Origin of the sequence: Duganella sp. 3397 (assembly GCF_031456625.1) — a bacterium.
GTDB lineage: Bacteria > Pseudomonadota > Gammaproteobacteria > Burkholderiales > Burkholderiaceae_D > Rugamonas > Rugamonas phyllosphaerae.
In genome coordinates, this window is the sequence record NZ_JAVDVB010000015.1 from 1 (window position 1) to 7,458 (window position 7,458).

The following is a 7,458-nucleotide window of genomic DNA, read 5'->3' on the forward strand; positions in this document are numbered from 1 at the left end:
GTCACCGTCATCGCTGACGGGTCGCTCACTCAAAATACTGACAGGCCACTATTTTCATAGCGCCTATTTCATTACTTCTTGTGAACATTTGATATGTTAAGTATCACAGCAACTAGTGCTGTGTGCACTTTCATCAAACGTCCACACTTATCGACTGTTAATTTTTAAAGAACTGTATTCGGTGTTGCATTTCGCAGCGATCGTTTTGTCTGCCGCGAAGAAGAAAGAGTATGAAGCGTTTAGCTTGTTTCGTCAACCTTCTTTTTTCTCGTTTCACTCTGCATTTGCATGCGTTGTTCTGCGAGGGGGCGAATTATAGCCAACCATCCGCCCCGTCGGCAAGGACTTTTTGAGGACTATAAATTTACGCCTCGGCCGGCCCCCTGGACGCCGGCGCCAGCTGCGCCAATTCCTCGTCCGTGAACAGGCGCGACCGGGTTAGGAAGCGGCGGCCGGTACCGTTATCGAGCGAGAACATGCCGCCGTTGCCATTGACCACGTCGATGATCAGCTGCGTATGTTCCCAGTACGCGAACTGCTCGCTGCCCATGTAGAACGGCGCGCCGTCGAGCTCGCCCAGGTAGATGTCGGTATCGGAGACGGCAAACTCGCCGGCCGCGTAGCACATCGGCGCGCTGCCATCGCAGCAGCCGCCAGACTGGAAGAACATTACCGGGCCATGCCGCGCGCGCAGCGTGGCCAGCATGTCGCGCGCGGCCGGCGTGGCCGTCACCCGTTCGATGGTGTCGATCATCGCCGCGCCCTAGAAGAAACCCAGCGCATTGGGGCTGTACGACACCAGCAGGTTCTTGGTTTGCTGATAGTGATCGAGCATCATCTTGTGATTCTCGCGGCCGATACCCGACTGCTTGTACCCACCGAACGCGGCGTGGGCCGGATACAGGTGGTAGCAATTGGTCCACACGCGACCGGCCTGGATGGCGCGGCCCACCCGGAACGCACGCGAACCATCGCGCGTCCACAACCCTGCGCCCAGCCCGTACAAGGTATCGTTGGCGATGCGCAACGCATCTTCCTCGTCCTTGAACGTGGTGACCGATACCACCGGGCCGAAAATCTCTTCCTGGAAGATGCGCATGCTGTTCTCGCCCTTGAACACCGTGGGCCGCACGTAATAACCTTCCTGCAGGTCGCCGCCCTGCACATTGCGCTGACCGCCGGCCAGCACTTCGGCGCCCTCCTGCTTGCCGATGTCGATATACGACAGGATTTTTTCCAGCTGTTCCTGCGAGGCCTGGGCGCCCAGCATGGTGCCGGCGTCGAGCGGATTGCCCTGCTTGATGGCCGCCACCCGGGCCAACGCGCGCTCGATGAATTTTTCGTAGATCGATTCCTCGATCAGCACGCGCGACGGGCAGGTGCATACCTCGCCCTGGTTCAGCGCGAACATGGCAAAGCCTTCCAGGCATTTATCGAAGAAGGCGTCGTCGGCGTCCATCACGTCGGCAAAGAAGATATTGGGCGACTTGCCACCCAGCTCCAGGGTGACGGGAATCAGGTTTTGCGCGGCGTATTGCATGATCAGGCGGCCGGTGCCGGTCTCGCCGGTAAACGCGATCTTGGCGATGCGCTTGTTCGATGCCAGCGGCTTGCCGGCCTCCAGGCCGTAGCCGTTGACGATGTTGAGCACGCCCGGTGGCAACAGGTCGCCGATCATCTCGATCAGTACCATGATCGAGGCCGGGGTTTGCTCGGCAGGTTTCAGCACCACGCAGTTGCCGGCGGCCAGCGCCGGCGCCAGTTTCCATACTGCCATCAGGATCGGGAAATTCCACGGGATGATCTGGCCGACCACGCCCAGCGGCTCGTGGAAGTGGTAGGCGTAAGTTTCCGAATCGATCTGCGCGACCGAGCCTTCCTGGGCGCGGATGCAGCCGGCAAAGTAGCGGAAGTGATCGATCGCCAGCGGGATGTCGGCATTGGTGGTTTCGCGGATCGGCTTGCCGTTGTCGATGGTCTCGGCGGTGGCCAGCACGGCCAGGTTGGCTTCCATGCGGTCGGCAATCTTGTTGAGCATGTTGGCGCGCTCGGCCTGCGACGTCTTGCCCCAGGCAACTTTGGCGGCGTGTGCGGCGTCAAGCGCCAGTTCCACGTCTTCCGCCGTGGAACGCGCCACTTCGCAAAACACCTGGCCGGTAATCGGCGTGATGTTGCCGAAGTACTCGCCCTTGACCGGCGCCACAAACTTGCCGCCGATGTAGTTGTCGTAGCGTTGTTTAAACGGATTGGCCACGCCCAGTTTGCTGATGTCTGCCAGATTCATGTCGTCCTCTTTCTCGTTGGATGTCATCAAAGATGCTGAAACCACGGTCTTGCCCCGATCGTCTAAACGCTAACGAACAGTGGGACGTCTACCCTGCTACAACTGGACCGTGGGTGGCGCACGCTGCGTCATGTTGCAGCGCACCGCAGGGCCGTGGTCAGCACAATGACAACAGCTACTTTATGATGGCGGCAACTTGTCACGTCATCTACCCGGAGTCTTTATGCAGCAGTACCCTGTTCGCTGGAATGCCATCGCCGCGCTGGTCGCGCTGGGCGGCACAGTCACCGTTACCCAGGCGGAAGAAGCGGTGCCCTTGCCGGCCGCCGACGTGGTGGTGGTCAGCGCCACGCGCATCGGCCACACCGTGTTCGACATGCCGGCATCGATCGACGTCATCGACGCCACCCGTATCCAGCAAAGCCAGCAGCGCGTCAATGCGTCCGAGGCGCTGGCCGCCGTGCCGGGCCTGGTGGCGCAGAACCGCCAGAATTACGCCCAGGATTTGCAGATCTCGTCGCGCGGCTTTGGTGCCCGTTCTACTTTTGGCGTGCGTGGCGTGCGCCTGATCGCCGACGGCATCCCGGCCAGCATGCCGGACGGCCAGGGCCAGGCCGCCACCTTAAACCTCGACATGGCCGAGCGCATCGAAGTGCTGCGCGGACCGTTCTCCGCCATTTACGGCAACCACTCTGGCGGCGTGATCCAGCTGTTTACGCGCGACGGTGAAGGCGCGCCCACCATCGAGGCCAGCTACAGTGCCGGCAGTTACGGCAGCCGCAAGGCCGATATCAATGCACAAGGCAAGCAAGGCGATGTGGGTTACGTGCTCGATGCGTCGCGCTTCGAGACCGACGGCTACCGCGCCCACAGCGCCGCCACCCGCGACCAGGCCTTCGCCAAGCTCACGCTCACACCGATGCAGGACGCAAAATTGACCATTGTCGCCAACGGCCTGCGCCAGAAGGATACGCAAGACCCGCTCGGCGTCACGTGGGCCACGTACCAGCGCGATCCGCGCGCCGGCGAAACCGACGCCACCGATACTCAAACGCCCAGACGCACGCTGGCCGACCGCTACGACACCCGCAAGAGTATCGATCACCAGCAGATCGGCGCAAACTGGGAGCAGCAGTTCGGCGACGACCGCCTGCGCGTGATGGTCTACGGCGGCAACCGCCAGGTTATCCAGTACCAGTCGTTCTCGCGCGCGTTCCAGGCCCCTGCCACGCACTCGGGCGGCGTGATCGATTTCGACCGTGACTTCTACGGCGCCGATGTCAACTGGACCCACGTCAGCCAGCTGGCCGGCGGCAAACTGAGCACCACCTTCGGCCTCGAATACGGTCGGTCGGACGACGACCGCAAAGGCTACGAGAACTTCATCGGCACGCAGTTCGGCGTGAAAGGCGCGCTGCGCCGTGACGAGCGGGATGTGGTGTCCAACCTCGATCCCTACTTGCAGGCGGAATGGCAGTCCGGCGCCTGGATGCTGAGCGCGGGCGTGCGGCGCAGCACGGTCAAGGTGTCGGTGGATGACCGCTTTGTCAGCAACGGCAACGACAGCGGCAACCTCGAGTTCAGCCACACCACGCCGGTGCTGGGCGTGCTGTACCGCGTGTCGCCGAAGGTCAACGTGTACGCCAGCGCCGCGCGCGGTTTCGAAACGCCAACGCTCAACGAGCTGTTTTACGCGAGCGCGGGCGGCTTCAACTTCAACCTCAAGCCTGCCGAAAGCACGCACCTGGAAACCGGCATCAAGACCAGGCTGGACGAGCGCGCCAGGCTCAACGCTGCCATCTTCCAGGTGCGCACCAGCGACGAAGTGGTGGTCGACAGCAGCGGCGGTGGCCGCACCAGCTACCGCAACGCCAGCAAGACGCTGCGCCGGGGGCTGGAAGTGTCGCTCGAGTCAAGCTGGCGCTACGGCCTGAGCACGCGGGTAGCACTCACCGCCTTGCGCGCCACTTACGACCAGGGCTTCGGCGCAGTACCGCAAGGCAGCCGCCTGCCCGGCGTGCCCAAGGCCAATGCTTATGCCGAGCTGGCGTGGAAGGACAGCGCCGACCGCTTCGGCGCAGCGCTGGAAGGCATCGCCACCAGCAAGATTTACGCGGACGACGCCAACGCCGACCAGGCCGCGCCCGGCTACGGCATCCTCAACGCGCGCATGAACGCCAGCCAGCAGTGGAACGGCTGGCGCTTCAGGCAGTTTGCGCGGCTGAACAACCTGCTGGGCAAAAACTACGTCGGCTCGGTAATCGTGGGCGATACCAATAAACGCTATTACGAGGCGGCACCGCAGCGTAACTGGCTGCTGGGCGTGAGCGCGGCTTACCAGTTCTAGGCGCGCGCCTGAGCGTATCGCAGAAGTTAAAAAAAGAGTAATCTTGGCGTACCATAACTTGTGGAATGCCAATGAACCTCCGCGTTGCGATACTTACCCTGGCCGATCAGCACCAGCTGTCGCCGGAAACCGGCCGCCGGCTCAAACAACTGGCGGCGCTCGATGCACCGCCACCGTCATTGCAGCGCTACTTGCCATTCGGCATCGCGGTGCTGGCGGCAGTGCTCACCGGCCTAGGCATCATCTTCTGGGTGGCGGCCAACTGGTCCGAGCTGCCACGCGCCATCCGCTTCATGCTGCTCGAGGCAATTGTGCTGGCCACGTTGCTGGGCGCCTGGCGCTTGCCGGCCGCACGGATACCGCTATCGCTGCTGGGCTTTATCGCTTGCGGCGGCCTGTTCGCGTATGTCGGCCAAACTTACCAGACCGGCGCAGATCCATGGCAGTTGTTCGCGCTGTGGGCGGTGCTCACCTTGCCGCTGTGCCTGAGCGTGCGCCACGATGTGCTGTGGGTGGCATGGACCATCGTGGCGCTGACAGCAACCCAACTGTTTTCCGCCCTGCAGACCAACGGCTGGTGGTGGGACCAGGAGATCACCTTGCAAAACAGCCTGGGATCGTGGGTGCCCGCGCTGGTGCTGGCATTCCTGTTCAGGTTCGCACCGCGTGCCTGGATTGGGGTCGGGGCCGGGGCTGGGTCTTGGCCCATGCGCCTGTCGATGATCTTTGCCGTCATCGGCCTGTCCACCATGTCTGTGCGCAGCCTGTTTGCAACCGCCAACACCGGCTTCTATCCGATCTCGCTGCTGATGGTGGCAATCCTCGCCGTCGCATTCAGCCGGCGCGGCCTGTTCGATATTTTCGTGCTGAGCGTGCTGGGGCTGGCGCTTAACGTGCTGCTGGTCTGCGGCATGACGCAATTGCTGATCAATGTGCGTGCGTTTGAAATCGGTGCACTGCTGCTGGTCGGTGTAAGCGCCGCTGCGCTGCTGGCCGGCACGGTCAAACTGCTCGTGCACTTGGCGCGCGTTCAAAACGGGGAGCACATCTGATGAGTCGCCCATTGCAACACTTGATCGAGGCCGCCACCGCCGAAGGCCTCCTGTCCCCAAATCCAAAGCCCGAGGAAGCAGCGCGGCCATGGCCGGTAATCCTGATGACAGCACTCGGCGCCTGGTTGGCCGCCGTGCCGCTGTTATTTGCCCTGGCCGCGATTTTCGGCGACGCGCTCGAGAAAGGTGTGCTGTGTTATGTGCTGGGCGCAGCATTCCTGGTCTGCGCGGTGCGCGTACTACGTTCACGCACGGTGTCGCCGTTTGTCGAACAACTGGGTTTGCCGGTGCTGCTGGTTGGCGGCGCGCTGCTGGTGTTCGGGCTGTTCCGCGACCTGCCCTACTTCGCCGCCGAAGCGTTGCTGCTGCTCGTTATCACGGGTACGGCATGGCTGGTGCCGCAACACTGGTTGCGTGTGCTGCTGGGTGCGCTGGCCGCCCTGGTCTTTGTCCTGATGAATGCCAACCTGAAAAGCGCGAGCCCGCTGCACCTGGCCAGCGGCGCGCTGCTTGCGCTGGTGGCTTGGCTGATCGCAGCCTGGTATGGCGATGCCCACGCGCCATCGCACCGTGCTGCGCACAAGATGATCGTGCTGGAAACCATGTCCAACGGCTGGTTGTTGCTGACGCTGGCGGCACTGGTCTACGACTCTGGCACAACCTTTTTGTCACCTGTCGCCTGGGGTCATGCGCCAGGCGCTGGCGACGCGATGGGTTTCTCGACCTCCCTGTTCCCGGTCATTTCCAGTGTCATGGCGGTTGCTGCCGCCTCGTGGCTGGCACGCTGCTGGCCTGCCCTGCGTGCACCGCGCTATGCTGCGGCTGCTGCAATTCTCGCCATCATGTCCTGGTTGATTCCAGGGCTGGGCGCCGCCTTGCTGGCCTTGTCGGCGTGCGTGGGCAGCGGCCGCTGGCGCCTGGCGGTGGCCAGTGGCGTCGCTGCAGCGTGGATCATTGGCACCTTCTACTATGAACTGGCGGTGCCGCTGGCCACCAAGGCGGCAATCATGGCTGGAATGGGGGCGGCGTTCGGCGTCATTGCGTGGTTGAGCTGGAATGCTGGCGCGCGTGCGGTAACCGGTGATGTAAGCGGTGCAACGGTGCCGTCGGCCGATCATGGCGCCGATGTCGCCACCTCCCCCGTCCAGCGCGCCGGCCTTTTCGCAACGCTATTGCTGATCTTGGTCGTGGCAAACGGCGCCATCTGGCAAAAAGAGGCGCTGATCAGCAGCGGCCGGCCGGTATTCATTGCGCTGGCGCCGGTCGATCCGAGGTCGCTGATGCAAGGCGACTACATGGCGCTCAATTTCGAGCTGCCGGCAGTCAACGACATCCGAACCATGCGGCGCGCCAAGGTGGTCGCAAAAGTCGACCCACGCGGCGTGGCAGTGATGCAGGGATTGGCTACGGGCAAGCCGCTGGCAGCCGATGAAATCGTGATCGAACTGGTGTCCACCGGCCGCGGACTGCGGCCAGCGACCGATGCGTGGTACTTCAAGGAAGGCGAAGCCGAGCGCTGGAGCCATGCCAAGTATGGCGAATTCAGGATCGATGGGAATGGACGGGCGCTGCTGGTAAATTTGCGCGGTGCGGAACTGGAGCCGCTATGAAAGTGGCGCAGGAATGAAAAAAGCCCCACCAGCGTTGCGCGCTCGGTGGGGCTCTTAAGTATAACTAGCTTGACGATAACCTACTTTCACACTGGTTGCAGCACTATCATCGGCGCAAAGTCGTTTCACGGTCCTGTTCGGGATGGGAAGGGGTGGGACCGACTT

General features: G+C 62.5%; 5 protein-coding genes. 3 read left to right on the top strand and 2 right to left on the bottom strand.

What is annotated here, in order from left to right:
* Positions 1-364: 364 nt before the first annotated feature.
* A complete protein-coding gene (locus tag J2X54_RS25595) occupies positions 365-754 on the bottom strand; it encodes a DUF779 domain-containing protein (RefSeq protein ID WP_310184678.1) in 390 nt (129 codons plus the stop codon).
* 9 nt (positions 755-763) lie between these two features.
* Positions 764-2,284: an aldehyde dehydrogenase gene (adh, locus tag J2X54_RS25600; protein ID WP_310184679.1), complete on the bottom strand. Its 1,521-nt coding sequence runs from the start codon at positions 2,282-2,284 to the stop codon at positions 764-766.
* 223 nt (positions 2,285-2,507) lie between these two features.
* Here adh and J2X54_RS25605 point away from each other — a divergent pair, with 223 nt between their 5' ends.
* The 3 genes from J2X54_RS25605 (at position 2,508) to J2X54_RS25615 (ending at position 7,293) form a co-directional block, all read left to right on the top strand.
* Positions 2,508-4,631: a TonB-dependent receptor gene (locus tag J2X54_RS25605; RefSeq protein ID WP_310184681.1), complete on the top strand. Its 2,124-nt coding sequence runs from the start codon at positions 2,508-2,510 to the stop codon at positions 4,629-4,631.
* A 71-nt stretch (positions 4,632-4,702) separates the two neighbouring features.
* Positions 4,703-5,683 (top strand): DUF2157 domain-containing protein, encoded by a 981-nt coding sequence (locus J2X54_RS25610; protein WP_310184683.1) that lies wholly within the window; start codon positions 4,703-4,705, stop codon positions 5,681-5,683.
* Entirely contained in the window at positions 5,683-7,293 is a 1,611-nt protein-coding gene (locus J2X54_RS25615) for a GDYXXLXY domain-containing protein (RefSeq protein WP_310184685.1), read from the top strand. Before J2X54_RS25610 ends, J2X54_RS25615 begins: the two co-directional genes overlap by 1 nt.
* The last annotated feature ends 165 nt before the right edge of the window (positions 7,294-7,458 follow it).